Source organism: Brevundimonas sp., from assembly GCF_036677305.1.
Classification (GTDB): domain Bacteria; phylum Pseudomonadota; class Alphaproteobacteria; order Caulobacterales; family Caulobacteraceae; genus Brevundimonas.
Map to the genome: position 1 here is coordinate 1 of NZ_JAKFEB010000221.1, position 16,599 is coordinate 16,599.

Consider the following 16,599-nt stretch of genomic DNA (forward strand, 5'->3'; position numbering starts at 1 on the left):
TCCTCCATGAACTCGATGCCGCAGACCCCCTGGCCAGCGATAATGCCCTCGTCGTCGAAGGCCGAGACGAAGACATAGCCTTCGGTGTCGCGCAGCCGGTGCGCCTCCTCGGTCGAGCCGGTGAAATCCAGTCCCTTGATGACCACGGTCGCGCCATGCGCCCGCGTGCCGTCGGCCTTCACGAAGGGCGTGCCTTCCGGCATGACGATGGTCACCGGCACGCCCAGTCGGGCGCCGTGATAGGCCAGGGCCTGGGCGTGATTGCCGGCGGAAGCCGCCACCACGCCGCGCTTGCGCTCGTCGGGCGTCAGCTGCAGCAGCCGGTTCAGGGCCCCGCGCTCCTTGAAGCTGCCGGTGAAATGCAGATTGTCGAACTTCACCCAGACCTCGGCCCCGGTCAGCTGCGACAGCCGCCTCGAATAGCGGACCGGGGTCCGGTCCACCTGGCCGGCGATGCGCTTCTGCGCCGCCAGAATGTCGTCGAAAGTGACTGTCATGAGCGGTCCCTATACCCGGTCTTCGCCGGGTTGATGCGCGCTTTTGGCCCACAGCCGGACCGCTCGCAACCTTGACCTTATGGCGGCGTTCAGCGTCTGATCCCGACGTTCGACCCGCACCCAAGCCGGAGTAGAGCCATGTCCGCCCGCCACCTGATCGCCATCGCCGCCGTGGCCGCCTCGCTGGCGGCGTGCGAAACCGTCCCGTCGGGCGGTTTCGGCCCCGGTCCCTCGTCGAGCGCCTTCCGCACCGAGGACTTCGCCTGGTCCGCGCGCTCGGGACGCGCCTCGATCGACGGCCGCATCGACTATCGTCGCGACGGCCAGACCTTCAACTGCACGGGCACGGTCGCCCTGACGCCCGACACCCCCTACACCCGCGCCCGGTTCCAGACCCTGTACGGCTCGACCACCCGCGCCGCGATTCCCGAGGCCGTGGTCCGCGCCCGCACCGTGGCCGACCCCAACGCCGACTACCGCTCGTTCGTTCGCCAGACTTCCTGCGAGAACAACCGCTTCCAGTTCGACAACCTGCCGGACGGCAACTGGTTCGTGATCTCGCCCGTCAGCGCGGGCGGCGACCGCATCGTGCTGATGCGCAACGTGGCCACGCGCGGCGGCCGGGTCGGCGTCACCCTCTAGCTTCACCCCAACAGTGCCTGTCGTCTTTGAGGCCGCGTAACTGGCCGCTTCGGAGAATTAACCATGCGCCGCTTCGCCCTGCTCCTCGCCGCCGGCCTGACGGTCTTCGCGGTCCCGGCCGCCGCCCAGACCTGGGGCGGGACCTACGACAGCCGCTACAGCTACAGCGACAGCCGCTACGGGGAGCATGACGGCTACAGCTACAGCCGGCGCAGCGACTGGAACGCCGCGCCCTCTAACCTTGACTGGCGCAGCCAGCTGGACCGGCCGGGCGACTACCGCTGCGACGCCTTCTGGGACGCGAACCGCTCCGACTGCGGGGCGGCCTGGCGCGACCAGCGCCATCGCGTCAGCGCCCAGGCCCGCGGAGACTACCGCGAACTGGCCGGCTACAGGCGCGATGGATACGGCGGCTACGACCGGTACAGCTATGGCGCCCACTACAACCCCTACGGCCGCGGCTACGGCCATGCCGCCCGCTATCGGGGATATGGATCCGGCTACGGATACGCCGGGGGCGGAGCGGCCTACCACGGCGCCTACGGCCGGCCCGATGTCGTCTATTCCGGCGGCGGCTCCGAATGGGGCGTTTACGGCAGCCGTCAGGCATGGTGCCAGGCCAACTACCGCTCCTACGATCCGCGCACAGGCTACTACCGCGCCTACAGCGGTCGCCTGATCCATTGCGGATAGGGCGTTCGCCGAAAGCTGTTCGTCCGGTCACGGATCAGTGGGTGACCGGCGTTCGCCATCGTTTCGCCTTTTCGGGACCGCTTCGGTCTCCCTGACCCGCATGGGGCGGTGGATCAGGGAGCGCGTACATGTCCCAGCACAATATTTCCGGCTCGGAAGTCTTCGGACCCAAGCCCGGCGTCATGCTGCGATCGGTGAAGACCTCGGGCCTGAGGCGCAAGCGCGCCGCCCGCACCTGGGCGGCCTTCATCGCCGGCGCGGTCGTGGCCGTCGCGGGCGGGGCGATCGCCCTCGCGGCGGTGTTCGGGCCGACGCTGTTCGGCTGAGGCACGCGTTCTCCCTCCCCCTCGGGGGAGGGTCTCTGGCGCGCAGCGACGGCGGGGTGGGAGCGGCTCGGCGAGACAAACGCCGGCGCCCTCCTCGCCCAGCCGCCCCCACCCGGCTTCGCCTTCGGCTCAGCCACCCTCCCCTGAAGGGGAGGGAGAACCGATATCCTACGGCAGCCACACCATCCGGCGCGTTTCGGTCTGGGCGTTCCTTGCCCGGCTGAAATCCCTGCGGACCTCGCCCGTGTACAGGAAGCCCGCCTTCTCCAGCACCCGGCCGGACGCCGGATTGTCGGAGAAATGGCCCGCCATCAGCGCGCGCCGCTTCCATGACTTCGACGCCCAGACCGTCGCCGCCTGCAGCGCCTCGGTCGCATAGCCGCGCCCCCAGAACGGCCGGGCGATCCAGTAGCCGACCTCGGGCGCGGGATCGGCGTCCTCGAACAGGCCGATAACGCCCACGGGGCCATGGTCCTCGTGCTCGATCAGGAAGGTGCGGGCGCGTTTCGGATCCTGCACGGCGACCTGCAGCACGAACGCCTCGGCGTCGGCGATGCCGAACGGATGCGGCATGCGCAGGGTCATGCGCGCCACGTCCGGATCGTTGGCGAGGGTCGCCAGACGGCTGATGTCCTGGGCTCCGGGCGTGCGCAGCGCCAGGCGCCGCGTCTCGACGACGGGAGAGGGTTCAATCACGCACATGACACGGCCTCGTTCGAACTGCCGCCTCCTTGGAGGGCTCGGGCGGCGTCGAGGCGGGGAAACGAAAACGGGGAGCCTGGTGATCCAGACTCCCCGCGGAAAAATTCCCTGGTCCGGATCGCGGCTCTCGAGCCTTTCGCGATCCGGGTGTCAGTCGGTTCGCGCTACTCGGCGGCCATGGCCTGTTCGGTGGTCGGAAGAATCGACACGTAACAACGGCCGTTGGCCTTCTTGGTGAATTTGACGGCGCCGTGGGCGGTCGCGAACAGCGTGTGGTCGCGGCCCAGGCCGACATTGTCGCCCGGGTGGAAGGTGGTGCCGCGCTGACGCACGAGGATGTTGCCGGCCAGAACGTTCTCGCCGCCGAACTTCTTCACGCCGAGGCGCTTGGAGTGAGAGTCGCGACCGTTACGCGACGAACCACCGGATTTCTTGTGAGCCATAGGTCTGCTCCCGTTCTCGTACTGATATTACGCTTCGTCGCCGGCCTTGTCCGCCTTCTTGGCGGGGGCCTTCTTGGCGGGAGCAGCTTTGGTTTCGGTCTTGGCGGCGGCGGCCTTGGGCGCAGCAGCCTTCTTGGCCGGAGCCGCCTTGGCTTCAGCCTTCGGAGCAGCAGCCTTCCTGGCCGGCTTGGCTTCGGTTTCCTCGACGCGCGGGGCGAGGCCGCGGGCGCGCAGGTTCATCTCGGCCTTGGTCATCAGCGAGGTTTCGCCGTCCCACTTGGCCTTCTCGCCGGCGCCGTCGATGCCGGTGATGCGCAGCACGGTTTCCATCTGGCGATGGCCGTTCGTGCGGCGGTAGCCCTGACGACGGGTCTTCTTGAAGATCTTGATCTTCTCGCCCTTGCGGGTCTCGACCAGGGTCGCAGCCACGGCGGCGCCCTTGATCAGCGGAGCGCCCAGGGTCACGCCCTTGTCGCCGCCCAGCATCAGCACGTCGCCGAACGAAACGTCGGAACCGACATCGCCGTCGAGCTTCTCGACAACGATGACGTCGCCCGGCTGAACCCGGTACTGTTTGCCGCCGGTCTTGATCACCGCGTACATGTTGAAGCCTCAGCGAAACGCAAAAAGAATAAGCCCGACGGGGGACCCCCTCGGGCGAAGAGCGGCGACATAGACGCAGAGGGGTGTCCGAGTCAACGCGGACGGGCGAAAAAACGGGGATCGGCCGCTGCGTCCAAAAACCTGAATCTCCGCTCGACTGTTATAAAGTAACAGGCTATGGAGGCGCCGATGACGCCGTCCGACCTCGAGCAGCCCGTGATCCTGTCCCTTCTGGGCGCGGGCTTCGTGACGGCCTTCCTGCATGCCGCCCTGCCCACGCACTGGCTGCCGTTCGTGCTGGTCGGACGGGCCCAGCGCTGGACCCTGCCCCGTATGATGGGCGCCGTGACAGCGGCAGGCCTCGCACACATCGCCACCACGGCCATGGTCGGCGGACTGATCGTCGCCGCCGGCCTCGCCATGGATCAGTGGGTTTCGGGCCTTCTGCCCCACCTTTCGGCGGTGCTGCTGTTCCTGTTCGGCGCCTTCTATCTGAGCCGGTCCCTCATTCGCCGCCCCGTTCCCGCAGGCGGGCCCGCCGACGTCCCGCCGCTGGAGGAGCTGGCCGAACCGGCCGTGTCGCACGCCGCCGCCTTCTGGGGTCTGGTGGCGATGATGGCGATCTCCCCCGGAGAGGTGCTGCTGCCCATCTATCTGTCGCAGGCGGGCGAGGGCCTGTTCGTTCTCGGGGCCCTGACCGTGGCCTTCGCCGTGGGCACCATCGCCGGCATGGCCGTCTTCACGCTTCTGGCCCGCGCGGGCTGGTCGGTCCTGCGGCTGGAGCGCTGGGCGCGATACGAGGGCGCGGTGCTGGGCGGGGCCCTGATCCTGATCGGCCTTCTCGTCGTGGCGCATCAGCACTAGGACTGGCGCATGGCGCACGCGCATCACGATCACGGCCACCCGCACGACCACGCCCATGGTCACGACCATGCCCACGGCCATGGCGGACACCATCACGGCCCGGTCGACACCGGCGACTGGCGCTACGCCGTCGGCCTGATCGTCAACCTCGCCTTCGTGGGCATCGAGTTCGGCGCGGGTCTTTTCAGCCACTCCACCGCCCTTATGGCCGATGCGGGCCACAATCTGTCCGACGTGCTCGGTCTCGCCATGGCGGGCGGCGCCGCCTGGCTGGCGCGCCGGGCCAGCGGGTCGCAGAAGACCTACGGCTACGGCAAGGCCACGGTGCTGGCCGCCCTCGGCAACGCCCTGCTGCTGATCTTCGCCTGCGGCGCCATCGCCTTCGAGGCCGTGCGCCGTCTGGCCGAACCCGCCCCCGTCATGTCCGGCCTGATCATGACCGTCGCCGCCATCGGCTTCGTCATCAACCTGGGCACCGCCCTGCTGTTCATGCGCGACCAGCACAGCGACCTGAACGCGAAGGGCGCCTACCTGCACATGATGGCCGACGCCGCCGTCTCCATCGGCGTGGTCGTCGCGGGCGGGGTCATCTGGATGACCGGCTGGTCGATCATCGATCCGCTGGTCAGCCTCGGCATCGTCGCCGTCATCCTGATCGGCACCTGGGGGCTGCTGAAGGACTCGGTCAATCTGGCGCTGGACGCCGCCCCGCGCGGCGTCGACGTCGAGGCCATCCGCGCCGCCTTCCTGTCCCTGCCCGGCGTCACCGCCGTCCACGACCTGCACGTCTGGGGCCTCTCGACCACCGAGACGGCCCTGACCGCCCACCTGGTCCACGGCCGCCCGGACGCCGACGCGCTTCTGGCCGAAGCCCGGACGATGGCGCGCGGCCAATTCCACATCGGCCACACCACGCTCCAGCTCGAAGCCGAACCCCTGGCCGACTGCCCGACGTGCTGAGGGATGAGGGATGAGGGACGAGGGATGAGCACGGTCGAATAGCAAGGACCTCGCTGACGCCCCCTTCCTCATCCCTCATCCCTCATCCCTCCTTCACAAACTCCACCCCAGCCGCCATCTAGCGCCCCATGTCAGACAAGATTCCCGTCACCGTCCTCACCGGCTACCTCGGCGCCGGCAAGACCACCCTGCTGAACCGCATCCTCACCGAGGACCACGGCAAGCGCTACGCCGTCATCGTCAACGAGTTCGGCGAGATCGGCATCGACAACGACCTGGTCGTCGGCGCCGACGAGGACGTGTTCGAGATGAACAACGGCTGCGTCTGCTGCACCGTGCGCGGCGACCTGATCCGCGTCGTGGCCGGCCTGATGAAGCGCCAGCGCCCGGGCAAGCCCGCCTTCGACGCCATCATCGTCGAGACCACCGGCCTGGCCGACCCCGGCCCCGTGGCCCAGACCTTCTTCGTCGACGAGGACGTCAAGGCGAAGACGCAGCTCGACAGCGTCACCGCCCTGGTCGACGCCAAACACGTCATGGCCCGCCTCGACGACTCGAAAGAGGCGCGCGAACAGGTCGCCTTCGCCGACCGCATCATCCTCAACAAGACCGATCTGGTGACCGAGGCCGAGCTGGCCGAGGTCGAACGCCGCCTGCGTCGTCTGAACCCGCTGGCGCCCATCACCCGCGCCGAGCGCGCCAACGTCCCGCTGGATCAGGTCCTCGGGCTGGGCGGCTTCGACCTGGGCCGGATCCTCGACATCAATCCCGAGTTCGCCAACCCCGCCCACGGCGAGGACGGCCACGTCCACGACGAACACTGCGGCCACGACCACCACGATCACGACCACGCGCATCACGATCACGACCATGCCCACGGCGCGCGCGGCCATGCGCACGAGGACGACATCAAGGGCATCTCCCTGTCGCTCGAACGGCCCATGGACGGGACCAAATTCACCGCATGGCTCGACCGGCTGCTGGGCGAGCAGGGCCAGAACATCCTGCGCGCCAAGGGCATCATCGACGTGAACGGCGAGGATCGCCGCCTGGTCTTCCAGGCCGTGCACATGATCCTCGAGGGCGACCTGCAGAAGCCGTGGGGGGCCAATGAGCGCCGCTGGTCGCGCGCGGTCTTCATCGGCCGCGATCTGGACGAGGCCGCGCTCAAGGCCGGATTCGAGGCCTGCGCCGCGTGAAGACCTTCACCTTCGACGCCCAGATCACCGCCGTCGTGTTCGACAACACGGGGGCCATCTTCGCCCTCGGCGACGGCTCCGTCCGGTTCGAGGGCGGGGAGTTCAGCGCCGCCCATGACGGCGCCATCCTGTGCGCCACGGCCCATCCCTCCGGCGACGGCGTCCTGACCGGCGGCGACGACGGCCGCATGATCTGGCACCGCCGGGGCGAGGCGGGCGTCCTCGCCACCGCGAAAGGCCAGTGGATCGACGCCGTCGACGCCTCGGCCGAAAGCGGCCTGATCGCCTTCTCGGCCGGCAAGACCCTGACCGTCATCGATGCGAAGGACGCAAGCTTCCGACGCGACTTCCAGCATGAACGCACCGTCTCGGGCGTCGCCTTCGAGCCCAAGGGCCGGCGCATCGCGACCTCGACCTACGGCGGCGCGGCCCTGTGGTTCGCCCGCATCGCGCAGCAGAAGCCGACCTTCCTCAAGTGGGCCGGGTCGCACACGGCCGTGACCTTCTCGCCCGACGGAGCCTTCGTGGTCACCGCCATGCAGGACGCCCAGCTGCACGGCTGGCGGCTGAAGGATCAGAAGAACCTGCGCATGGGCGGCTATCCGTCCAAGGTGCGGGCGATGAGTTTCCTGTCGAACGGCCAGCTGCTGGCCACCTCCGGGGCCCAGGGCGCGGTGCTGTGGCCCTTCGTCGGCGCCAATGGTCCGATGGGCCGAGAGGCGACCGAGATCGGCTTCGACGAGGGCAGTCTGGTGACGCTGGTCGCGTCGCGGCCGAAGCACGGCCTGCTGGCCGCGGGTCTGAACGACGGCCGCGTCTGGCTGGCCGATCCGGCGGGTCAGGGGCTGAACTTCCTCAAGGCCGAGCGCGGCGCCCCGATCACCGCCCTGGCCATGAGCGCCGACGCCGGGCGCGTCGCTTGGGCGGACGAGGACGGTCAGGCGGGGGTCTCGACGATCTAATCTTTCGTCATTCCGGGCGAAGCGCAGCGGAGACCCGGAACCCAGCGGCGCGCGAGAGCGCGAACCTGTCGGGAGCGCCGGCGCCGGCGTGCAATCGCGCAGCCAGCAGTGTTTCGCCGCCGTCGCGGCGCCGCTGGGTTCCGGGTCTACGGCTCGCTTCGCTCGCCTTCGCCCGGAATGACGAAAGCAAGAGAACTCGCCCTTGCTCCCCATCTCCTCCCGTGCTGCGATCCCCCCATGTCGGGAATGAACAGGACCGTGAAGAAGGGCCGGCCTCTGCTGACCCTGTTCCTGTTTCTGCTCCTGCTGGGCTCCAGCGGGATCGTGCTGCAGCGGTTCATTCCCGTACCCGCCACCTTCCTGATGACCGCCCGGCTGATCGAGGGCGAGGGCTGGGACTATCGCTGGCGGCCGCTCGAGCGGATTTCGCCCCGCCTCGTCCAGGCGGTGATCGCCTCCGAGGACTCCACCTTCTGCGCCCATCGGGGCTTCGACATGAAGGCCATCGAAAAGGCGCTGAAAGCCAACGCCCGTTCGGAGAAGCGCGGCAGCGGCCGCATCCGCGGCGGTTCCACCATCAGCCAGCAGACCGCCAAGAACGCCTTCCTGTGGCCGGGCCGCGACTGGGTCCGCAAGGGGCTGGAGGCCGGCTACACCGTCGCCATCGAGACCGTCTGGGGCAAGCGCCGGATCATGGAAGTCTATCTGAACGTCGCCGAGTGGGCCCCGGGCGTCTACGGCGCCGAGGCCGCCTCGCGCCACTGGTTCGGAAAGTCGGCCAACGACCTGACCGCGCGCGAGGCCGCCCGTCTGGCCGCCATCCTGCCCAGCCCGCGCCGCTACAGTGCCGCCAGCCCGGGCCCCTACGTCCGGGGACGCACCTCGCGCATACAGGCGGCCATGGGGACCGTGCGCAACGACGGTCTGGCGCGCTGCGTCCTCGGCTGACGGTCACGCTTGACGCCACGGCCCCGCTCCCCTCCTCTGCGCGCCGAACGACGCGGGCGAACCGCGCAAGGAGGAGGAAGCCCATGAAACGCACCCTGATGACCGCCGCCGCCGTCTGCGCCCTCGCAACCGGGAGCGCCGGCTGCGTCACGGTTCTGGACGGCGACTGGAATGACGAGGCCCATGCGGCCGCGCCGTCCGCCTCCGCCTCCGCGGCCGACACGCCCGCCGCCACGGCCGAGGGCGCGACCGCCTTCGTCGCCGACGCCGAGACCCGCCTCGCCGCTCTCAGCGAGGAAGCCGCCCGAATCCAGTGGACGCGCGCCACCAACATCACCCACGACACCATGTGGCTGGAGAGCCGGGTCAACGCGAAATACACCGAACTGCAGGTCGAACTGGCCAATGGCGCGGCCCGGTTCAACGACGTCCAGGTTCCCGACGACGTCCGCCGCAAGCTGAACCTGCTGCGCCTCGGCATCGTCCTGCCGGCGCCCAACCGCCCCGGCGCCGCCGGCGAGCTGGCCGAGATCACCACCCGCCTCGACTCGACCTATTCGGTCGGCAAGTTCGAGTTCAAGGGCCGCCAGATCACCCTCGACGAGGCCTCGATCCTGATGGCCGAAACTCGCGACCCCGCCGAGATGAAGGCCCTGTACGAGGGCTGGCGCACCATCTCGCCGGTCATGGCCCCCGACTACGCCCGCATGGTCGAGATCGCCAACGAGGGCAGCCGCGAGCTGGGCTTCGCCGACACCGGCGCCATGTGGCGCGCCGGCTACGACATGGAGCCGGACGCCTTCGCCGCCGAGACCGACCGGCTGTGGACCCAGGTGAAGCCGTTCTACGAGAACCTGCACTGCTATGTCCGCAGCCGCCTGAACGACAAATACGGCGACGCCGTCCAGCCCGACCAGGGCCCGATCCGCGCCGACCTGCTGGGCAATATGTGGTCGCAGCAATGGGGCAATATCTATGACGTCGTGGCCCCGGCCACGGGCGGCGCCTCCAGCTACGACCTGACCAACCTTCTGACCTCGCAGAACTACGACGCGAGGAAGATGGTCGAGACCGGCGAGGGCTTCTACGTCTCGCTGGGGCTGCCCGAGCTGCCCGAGACCTTCTGGGAGCGGTCGATGATCACGCGGCCGGCCGACCGCGAGGTGGTCTGCCACGCCTCGGCCTGGGACCTCGACAACCTCGAGGACATCCGCATCAAGATGTGCACCCAGGTGAACGGCGACGACTTCTACACCGTCCACCACGAGCTGGGTCACAACTACTATCAGCGGGCCTACAAGGATCAGCCCTTCCTGTTCAAGAACGGGGCGAACGACGGCTTCCACGAGGCCATCGGCGATTTCGTCGGCCTGTCGGCCCTGACCCCCACCTATCTGAACCAGATCGGCCTGCTGCAGACCGTGCCCGGCGAGGAAGAGGACATCCCCTTCCTGCTCAAGATGGCGCTCGACAAGATCGCCTTCCTGCCGTTCGGCCTGATGGTCGACCGCTGGCGCTGGGGCGTCTTCAACGGCGAGACCAGCCCGGCGGAATACAATGACGCCTGGTCGGCGAATATGCTGAAATATCAGGGCCTTGTTCCGCCCGGACCGCGTCCGGCCAACGCCTTCGACCCCGGCGCGAAATACCATATCCCCGGCAATACGCCCTACACCCGCTACTTCCTGGCCCACATCTACCAGTTCCAGTTCCAGCGCGCGGCCTGCCGGGAGGCCGGCTGGACCGGGCCGCTGCACCGCTGCTCCATCTACGGAAACAAGGAGGTCGGCGAGCGCTTCGAGCGGATGATGGAAATGGGCCAGTCGCGGCCCTGGCCCGAGGCGATGCAGGCCTTCACCGGCGAAACCGGCAACGACGCCTCCGCCGTGACCGACTATTTCGCCCCCCTGAACGCCTGGCTGACCGTCCAGAACCGCGGCAAGGATTGCGGCTGGGAGGCCTGACGACCGCGCGGCGATTAACCGTCGGCATTGGACCTTCTCTTAACCGGCTTGGTTCATCCTCGGCCGGATGAGCATGGGCGGTTTTCGCCCGGGGGCCGACGGCGGTGCGCGATGGGGGTTAGAACCTGGATGAACAGCGTGGGCCGCGGCCTGCACGCCTTCGCCGTCCGCCTGGGCGACGACGCGCGCGGCAACGTCGCCATGCTGTTCGCCCTCAGCCTGCCCGTCCTGATCCTGATGACCGTCGGCGGCGTCGACATCCACCGCGCCTCGACCGTGCGCGTGAACCTGCAGGACGCGCTGGACGCCGCCGCCCTGGCCGCCGCCCGCTCGCCCTATACCGAAGACGCCGACCTCCAGCGGGTCGGCCTCGCCTCTCTCAGGGCCAACCTCAAGGCCTATCCGAACATCACCCTGCGTGAAGCCGACACCAGCTTCGTCCTGGACGACGACGATGTCGTGATCGCCACCTCCAGGGTCGATGTGAAAACCCTGGTCGCCAACATCTTCCTGCCGCCGTACGGCAAGTTCATGGACGACTACCTGCCGGTCGGCGCCCACTCGGAGGTCGACCGCTCGTCCAAGAATATCGAGGTCGCCCTGGTGCTCGACATCACCGGTTCGATGGCCGGCCAGCGGATCATCGACCTGAAGGCCGCCGCCAAGGACCTTGTCGACCTGATCGTCCAGCCGATCCAGACTCCCTACTATTCCAAGGTCGCCCTGGTGCCCTATTCGAACTCGGTCAATCCGGGGAGCTGGGTCACGACGGCCCGCGGCTCGATCCGCGGCCCGGTCAACGTCACCGGCGCAGCCCTGAATCTCATCGGCACGCCGAAGACGATCACCGGCGCCACCAAGGGCGAACCGATCGTCATCACCTCGGCCGGGCACGGCTTTTCGGACGGCGACGTCGTCTGGATCAGCGGGGCGACCGGCATGACCCAGCTGAACAACAAGGCCTATATGATCGGCGGCAAGACCACCGACACCTTCAGGCTCTACCGGCTCAACGGCAACAGGACCAACGGCGAGTATTATGGCTCGTACACCGGCTCCAGCGGCCGGGTTCAGAAATGCCAGAACAACGACTGCTCGATCACCGTCACCGCCGATGCGCACGGCCTGCAGAACAACGACTATGTCCGGATCGACGAGATCGTCGGGATGGTCAACGGCAACGGCGACAGCATGGTCAACGACAGGACCTTCCTCGTCGGCAACGTCGCGGCCAACACCTTCACCATCGATCCCGACGCTTCGACGATGACGCCCTACATCTCCAGCGGCCGGGCCTGGCGCGCGAATGGCGGCGGCGACACCTTCTTCGCCTTCGAGAACATGGACGGCGACCTGCAGACCCATCGCATCAGCGGCTGCGTCACCGAGCGGACGGGCTCCCAGCGCTACACGGAAACCGCGCCGACGGGCGCGTCATCCCGGGTGGCCCCGCACTATCCGAGCCTCAGCGGCGCATGCATCGCCGATACGATCATGCCCCTGTCCAGCAATGCGACATCGATCAAGTCGCGCATCGACGGCTTCAATGTCGAGGGTGGAACCGCGGGTCAGATCGGCATCGGCTGGGGCTGGTACATGGTCTCGCCCGAGTGGAACAGCCTTTGGCCGAGCGGCGCGGCGGGCGCCTACAATACCGGCCAGACCCTGAAAGCCGTGGTCATCATGACCGACGGCGAGTTCAACACCCCCTACTGCTCGGGCGTCATCGCCCGCAATGCGGGCTCCGGGTCGGGCGGCAGCTCCTCGAAGATCGACTGCAACGCGGACAATGGCGACCCCTTCACCCAGAGCCGCGCCCTGTGCGACGCCATGAAGGCGCGCGGCATCCTCGTCTACACCGTCGGATTCCAGATCGCCGCGGGCGGCGCCGCGGACAATCTGCTCAGGTCCTGCGCCTCGACGAGCAGCAACTATTACAACGCCGGCAGCGGCACGGCCCTGTCCCAGGCCTTCGCGGCCATCGGCAGGGACATCACCCAGCTGCGGATATCCCGATAGGCCGGAACCGACGGCGCGCCGGCGCAGGGAGTGCGGCCTGTGCGCGCCCTGCCCTTTGCGTCTTGCCGTTCATGCGGTCTCAGATCAGGCGGATTTCCCGAAGCCGTTCCGTCAGGAAGTCCTCGGCCATGATCGCCTTGCCGGCGTAGCGGTCGGGGTTCTCGTCCGAGATCATGCTGGGCAGGGTCTCGATGACGAAGTCCGGGTTGAAATGCAGGAAGAAGGGCGTGGAATAGCGGGCGAAGCTGGCCCGTTCCGGGGCCGGATTGACCACCCGGTGGCTGGTCGACGGCAGGACGTGGTTGGTCAGCCGCTGCAGCATGTCGCCGATGTTGACCACCAGCGCCCCCGGCGGCGGCGCGACCTCCAGCCACTCTCCATCGGCGTCCTTCAGCTGCAGCCCGCGCTCTTCCGCGCCCAGCAGCAGGGTGATGACGTTGATGTCCTCGTGCGCCCCGGCCCGCACGCCCGAGGCGCCGGCCGGCACGGGCGGATAGTGCAGCATCCTCAGGATGCTGTTGCCCATCTCGACCTTGTCCTCGAAGAAGTCGTCGCCCAGCTTCAGATAGCGGGCGATGGCGCGCAGGATCTTCGCGCCCAGTTGGTCCATGGCCGCGAACATGCCGTACAGGTGTTCCCGGAAGCCCCCGACCTCCGCCGGCCAGACGTTGTCGCGCATGTATTTGCGATAGGGATGGCCCTCGGGCAGCTCGCGCCCGACATGCCAGAACTCCTTCAGATCGACCGTCGCGGCGCCCTTGGCCGCCTCGACTCCGAACGGGGTCAGGCCGCGCGCCCCGCCGGTGCCCGGCTGGTGGTATTTGCGCTTGGTCTCCTCCGGCAGGGCGAAGAAGGTCTTTGTGTCGGCGATGGCCGCCTCGATCACGTCCTCGTCCAGGCCGTGGTCGGCGATGACCGCGAAGCCGTAGCGTTTGAACGACGTCCCCAGCCTGTCGGCGAAGGCCTGGAAGTCGGTGTCGTACAGCTTCATCGACACCGGCTCGATGGCCCGTTTGGCGGTGGGGGTTTCGGTAGTGGGAGTCGCAGTCACGGCAGGGCCTCGCAGGATCGATACAGCGGTTCCTTACGCCCTAACCCGCGACCTTGGCAAAGCCGCGGCGCGGCGTTCATGAGCCGTACAGGTCGGAACCTTCACCGTAAGCCCACGTTCCAGCGGCGAACCAATTCACGGTCAGGGATAACCACCATGCGCAGCAAGCTCCTTCTCACCGGCGCCAGTGTCGCCATTCTTCTGGGCGGCGTCGCCTGCACGACCACCGACCCCTACAGCTCGACGCCGCAGCGCAACAACACCGGCACGGGCGCCCTCGCCGGCGCCGCCGCCGGCGCGCTGCTCGGCTATCTGACCAACACCTCCAACTCCGAGCAGGGACGAAAGAACGCCCTCATCGGCGCGGGCATCGGCGCGCTCGGCGGCGCGGCGGTCGGCCAGTATATGGACCGCCAGCAGCGCGAGCTGGAAGCGGAACTGTCCGGCTCGGGCGTCGGGGTCGCGCGTCAGGGCGACAATCTGGTCCTGCGCATGCCGTCCGACGTGACCTTCGCCTCCAACCAGTCGGCCATCACGCCCCGGTTCAACGCCACGCTGGATGACGTCGCCGCCGTGCTGAACCGCTACGACCAGTCGATCATCGACATCGTCGGCCACGCCGATTCCGACGGCGCGGACGACTATAATCTGAACCTCTCGCGCCAGCGCGCCTCGGCGGTGGCCCAGGCCCTCGTCAGCCGCAACGTCCTCGCCGACCGGCTGTATGTCGACGGCCGCGGCGAAAGCGCCCCGATCGCCTCCAACGACACCGCCGAAGGCAAGGCGCAGAACCGCCGGGTCGAAATCCTGATCCGCCCGTTCCGCGGCTAGCGCTCAAGCAGCGAGCCGCCGCGCGGCGAGCGATAGCGCGCAAACAATGAAAAGGACGGAGCTCCGGCTCCGTCCTTTTTTCGGTCGCACACCGTTCCGTGACTTGCGGCGGGCCGCGTCAGGTGCTGGATACGACCCGTACTCGCTGCGGGGGAATCGCTTGCGTCCGAACCATCAGGAATTCGCCGACGGGGTGAAACTGGCCGCCATCGCCGCTGTGTCCGCGGTCCTGACCGCGACCGTGGTCATCGGCGCCGGCCGCACCCTGATGCCGCAGGCCGAGGCCGTGGCCGCCGAACAGCCCGCCCTCACCCGCATCGCCCTGCGCTAGGGCCTCAGGCGCGTCCGATCGAGGCGTAGCGGAAGCCCCGCGCCCGCATGTCCTCGGGCCGGTAGATATTCCTCAGATCGACCATGACCGGCTGGCGCATCAGCAGTTTGACCCGGTCCAGATCCAGCGCCCGGAACTGGTCCCACTCGGTCAGGATGACCACCACGTCGGCGCCCTCCACCGCGTCATAGGGCCCCTCCCGGAACGCCACCCCGTCCAGAAGCTTCGCGGCCTCGTGCATGCCTTCGGGATCGAAGGCCTGAACCGTCGCGCCCATGGCGATCAGCGCCGGGGCGACGTCCAGCGACGGGGCGTCGCGCATGTCGTCCGTATTGGGTTTGAAGGTCAGGCCCAGCAGGGCCACGGTCCTGCCCTTCAGCTCGCCGCCCACGGCCGCGGCCACCTTGCCCGCCATCGCTTTCTTGCGGGCGTCGTTGATCTGGACCGTCGTCTCGATCAGCCGCACGGGCGCGCCCGCGTCGGTCGCCGTCCGCACGAGAGCCAGGGTGTCCTTGGGGAAGCATGACCCGCCGTAGCCGGGTCCCGCATGCAGGAACTTTGCTCCAATTCGCTTGTCCAGCCCGATGCCGCGCGCAACCTGCTGCACATCGGCCCCGACCGCCTCGCACAGGTCCGCCATCTCGTTGATGAAGGTGATCTTCATCGCCAGGAAGGCGTTGGCCGCATATTTGATCAGTTCCGAGGTGCGCCGTCCGGTGAACAGGATCGGCGTCTCGTTGAGGTTCAACGGACGATACAGTTCGCGCATGACCGCCTGCGCGCGTTCGTCGTCCGTGCCCACCACCACCCGGTCCGGCCGTTTGAAGTCCTCGATCGCGGCGCCTTCGCGCAGGAACTCCGGATTGGACACGACCGCGAAGTCGGCGTCCGGGCGTCGGGCCCGAATGATGCGCTCGATCTCGTCGCCCGTGCCCACCGGCACCGTCGACTTGGTCACCACCACGGTGAAGCCCTCGATCAGGCCGGCGATCTCCTCGGCCGCCGCATGGACATAGGACAGGTCGGCGTGGCCGTCGCCGCGCCGCGACGGCGTGCCTACGGCGATGAACACAGCATCTGCGGTCCGGATCGCCTCCGCCCCGTCGAGGGCGAACGACAGCCGCCCGCTGCGCACATTGGCGGCGACCAGATCGTCCAGTCCCGGTTCGAAGATCGGGATCTCGCCCCTTTCGAGCCGCTCGATCTTGGACGGATCCTTGTCGACGCAGACGACCTCGTGCCCGAAGTCCGCAAAACAGGCCCCTGAAACCAGCCCCACATAGCCGGTACCGATCATCGCCACGCGCATAGAAGGTCACCCGTTGAAACAGTGGCCCGAAATAGCGACCGGGCGCCGCCTTGGCCACCCCGCGCCCGCAAGCAAAAACCCCCGGCCCTCTTTCGAGGACCGGGGGCTTTGTTGTTGGGCCTACCGGCCTTCGGCCTGGATGAGGCCGAAGGCTGGCGTCGCCTTCCGGGTTTAGCGGAAGTTGATGCCGATGGTGGCGCGACGGTTGAGCGGCTCGCGCACGCCGTCGGCGGTCGGGCGGGCCAGGGCGGTTTC

General features: G+C 68.2%; 18 protein-coding genes. 12 read left to right on the forward strand and 6 right to left on the reverse strand.

The window, feature by feature from the left end:
* Positions 1 to 497: pyridoxal-phosphate dependent enzyme (locus V6M42_RS12610; protein ID WP_332678793.1), on the reverse strand; the 497-nt coding region annotated here is incomplete at its 3' end.
* 138 nt (positions 498 to 635) lie between these two features.
* Between V6M42_RS12610 and V6M42_RS12615 the strand changes: the two genes are divergently transcribed.
* The 3 genes from V6M42_RS12615 (at position 636) to V6M42_RS12625 (ending at position 2,158) form a co-directional block, all read left to right on the forward strand.
* Entirely contained in the window at positions 636 to 1,139 is a 504-nt protein-coding gene (locus V6M42_RS12615) for a hypothetical protein (RefSeq protein ID WP_332660067.1), read from the forward strand.
* A 63-nt stretch (positions 1,140 to 1,202) separates the two neighbouring features.
* Complete coding sequence (locus tag V6M42_RS12620; RefSeq protein ID WP_332678794.1) at positions 1,203 to 1,832, forward strand: BA14K family protein; 630 nt, start codon at positions 1,203 to 1,205, stop codon at positions 1,830 to 1,832.
* Positions 1,833 to 1,960: 128 nt separating this feature from the next.
* Positions 1,961 to 2,158 carry a hypothetical protein gene (locus V6M42_RS12625; RefSeq protein WP_056620025.1) on the forward strand — a complete coding sequence of 66 codons (198 nt, stop codon included), beginning with the start codon at positions 1,961 to 1,963 and terminating at the stop codon, positions 2,156 to 2,158.
* A 168-nt stretch (positions 2,159 to 2,326) separates the two neighbouring features.
* Here V6M42_RS12625 and V6M42_RS12630 read toward each other — a convergent pair whose 3' ends face one another.
* From V6M42_RS12630 to rplU, 3 genes are all read right to left on the reverse strand, one after another.
* Positions 2,327 to 2,860: a GNAT family N-acetyltransferase gene (locus V6M42_RS12630; RefSeq protein WP_332660071.1), complete on the reverse strand. Its 534-nt coding sequence runs from the start codon at positions 2,858 to 2,860 to the stop codon at positions 2,327 to 2,329.
* A gap of 164 nt (positions 2,861 to 3,024) precedes the next feature.
* Positions 3,025 to 3,303 (reverse strand): 50S ribosomal protein L27, encoded by a 279-nt coding sequence (gene rpmA / locus V6M42_RS12635; RefSeq protein ID WP_292026256.1) that lies wholly within the window; start codon positions 3,301 to 3,303, stop codon positions 3,025 to 3,027.
* 27 nt (positions 3,304 to 3,330) lie between these two features.
* Positions 3,331 to 3,906, reverse strand: coding sequence for a 50S ribosomal protein L21 (rplU, locus tag V6M42_RS12640; protein ID WP_332660074.1), 576 nt, complete (start codon positions 3,904 to 3,906; stop codon positions 3,331 to 3,333).
* A 189-nt stretch (positions 3,907 to 4,095) separates the two neighbouring features.
* Between rplU and V6M42_RS12645 the strand changes: the two genes are divergently transcribed.
* The 7 genes from V6M42_RS12645 to V6M42_RS12675 all read left to right on the forward strand — a co-directional run bounded on the left by V6M42_RS12645 (position 4,096) and on the right by V6M42_RS12675 (position 12,822).
* On the forward strand, positions 4,096 to 4,770 hold the full coding sequence (locus V6M42_RS12645) for a hypothetical protein (protein WP_332660075.1): 675 nt from the start codon (positions 4,096 to 4,098) through the stop codon (positions 4,768 to 4,770).
* Positions 4,771 to 4,779: 9 nt separating this feature from the next.
* A complete protein-coding gene (locus V6M42_RS12650; protein WP_332660077.1) occupies positions 4,780 to 5,730 on the forward strand; it encodes a cation diffusion facilitator family transporter in 951 nt (316 codons plus the stop codon).
* A 128-nt stretch (positions 5,731 to 5,858) separates the two neighbouring features.
* Positions 5,859 to 6,929: a CobW family GTP-binding protein gene (locus V6M42_RS12655; protein ID WP_332678796.1), complete on the forward strand. Its 1,071-nt coding sequence runs from the start codon at positions 5,859 to 5,861 to the stop codon at positions 6,927 to 6,929.
* Positions 6,926 to 7,891, forward strand: coding sequence for a WD40 repeat domain-containing protein (locus V6M42_RS12660; protein WP_332678797.1), 966 nt, complete (start codon positions 6,926 to 6,928; stop codon positions 7,889 to 7,891). Before V6M42_RS12655 ends, V6M42_RS12660 begins: the two co-directional genes overlap by 4 nt.
* Positions 7,892 to 8,137: 246 nt before the next feature.
* Positions 8,138 to 8,839, forward strand: coding sequence for a monofunctional biosynthetic peptidoglycan transglycosylase (gene mtgA / locus V6M42_RS12665; RefSeq protein ID WP_332657646.1), 702 nt, complete (start codon positions 8,138 to 8,140; stop codon positions 8,837 to 8,839).
* A gap of 83 nt (positions 8,840 to 8,922) precedes the next feature.
* Entirely contained in the window at positions 8,923 to 10,803 is a 1,881-nt protein-coding gene (locus V6M42_RS12670) for a M2 family metallopeptidase (RefSeq protein ID WP_332678798.1), read from the forward strand.
* 129 nt (positions 10,804 to 10,932) lie between these two features.
* Entirely contained in the window at positions 10,933 to 12,822 is a 1,890-nt protein-coding gene (locus V6M42_RS12675) for a ubiquitin-activating E1 FCCH domain-containing protein (RefSeq protein ID WP_332678800.1), read from the forward strand.
* A gap of 79 nt (positions 12,823 to 12,901) precedes the next feature.
* Here V6M42_RS12675 and V6M42_RS12680 read toward each other — a convergent pair whose 3' ends face one another.
* Positions 12,902 to 13,813 carry an isopenicillin N synthase family dioxygenase gene (locus V6M42_RS12680; protein ID WP_332678805.1) on the reverse strand — a complete coding sequence of 304 codons (912 nt, stop codon included), beginning with the start codon at positions 13,811 to 13,813 and terminating at the stop codon, positions 12,902 to 12,904.
* Positions 13,814 to 14,029: 216 nt separating this feature from the next.
* Between V6M42_RS12680 and V6M42_RS12685 the strand changes: the two genes are divergently transcribed.
* Positions 14,030 to 14,704 carry an OmpA family protein gene (locus V6M42_RS12685; RefSeq protein WP_332678801.1) on the forward strand — a complete coding sequence of 225 codons (675 nt, stop codon included), beginning with the start codon at positions 14,030 to 14,032 and terminating at the stop codon, positions 14,702 to 14,704.
* 160 nt (positions 14,705 to 14,864) lie between these two features.
* The gene (locus tag V6M42_RS12690; RefSeq protein WP_332657643.1) at positions 14,865 to 15,035 is read left to right on the forward strand and encodes a hypothetical protein; all 171 of its coding nucleotides are present in this window, start codon (positions 14,865 to 14,867) and stop codon (positions 15,033 to 15,035) included.
* A 4-nt stretch (positions 15,036 to 15,039) separates the two neighbouring features.
* Here V6M42_RS12690 and V6M42_RS12695 read toward each other — a convergent pair whose 3' ends face one another.
* Positions 15,040 to 16,344: a UDP-glucose dehydrogenase family protein gene (locus tag V6M42_RS12695; protein WP_332678803.1), complete on the reverse strand. Its 1,305-nt coding sequence runs from the start codon at positions 16,342 to 16,344 to the stop codon at positions 15,040 to 15,042.
* Between the last annotated feature and the right edge of the window lie 255 nt (positions 16,345 to 16,599).